Genomic DNA, 828 nt, shown 5'->3' with positions numbered 1-828 from the left:
CTTCCCCAGGAAACCTTAGTCAATCGGTGGACGGGATTCTCACCCGTCTTGCGCTACTCATACCGGCATTCTCACTTCTATGCGCTCCACAGCTCCTTACGGTACTGCTTCTCCGCCCATAGAACGCTCTCCTACCACTCAGTAATTATACTGAATCCACAGCTTCGGTGTATTGTTTAGCCCCGGTACATTTTCGGCGCGGGGTCACTCGACTAGTGAGCTATTACGCACTCTTTAAATGATGGCTGCTTCTGAGCCAACATCCTAGCTGTCTATGCAACCCCACATCCTTTTCCACTTAACAATAACTTGGGGACCTTAGCTGGTGGGCTGGGCTGTTTCCCTTTCGACTACGGATCTTATCACTCGCAGTCTGACTCCCAGAGATGAGTCCTTGGCATTCGGAGTTTATCTGGATTCGGTAAAGCATAAGCCCCCCTAGTCCAAACAGTGCTCTACCTCCATGACTCTTACTCTGAGGCTATACCTAAATATATTTCGGAGAGAACCAGCTATCTCCAGGTTCGATTGGAATTTCTCCGCTACCCACATGTCATCCAAACACTTTTCAACGTGTCCTGGTTCGGTCCTCCAGTGCGTCTTACCGCACCTTCAACCTGCACATGGGTAGGTCACCTGGTTTCGGGTCGACGACACCTGACTTACGCCCTATTCAGACTCGCTTTCGCTACGGCTCCGTTTCTTCAACTTAACCTTGCCAACTATCGTCACTCGCCGGTCCATTCTACAAAAGGTACGCCATCACCCATTAACGGGCTCTGACTACTTGTAGGCACACGGTTTCAGGTACTCTTTCACTCCCCTTCC

1 rRNA gene is annotated in these 828 nt (G+C 50.5%); it reads right to left on the bottom strand.

The features are described from left to right. Window positions 1-828: ribosomal RNA gene (locus ACTQ5J_RS13485) — 23S ribosomal RNA — on the bottom strand; the annotation flags it as partial.

It is taken from the genome of Fundicoccus sp. Sow4_F4, assembly GCF_052116145.1.
Classification (GTDB): Bacteria; Bacillota; Bacilli; order Lactobacillales; family Aerococcaceae; genus Fundicoccus.
This window is presented reverse-complemented; position numbering and strand designations above follow the sequence as displayed.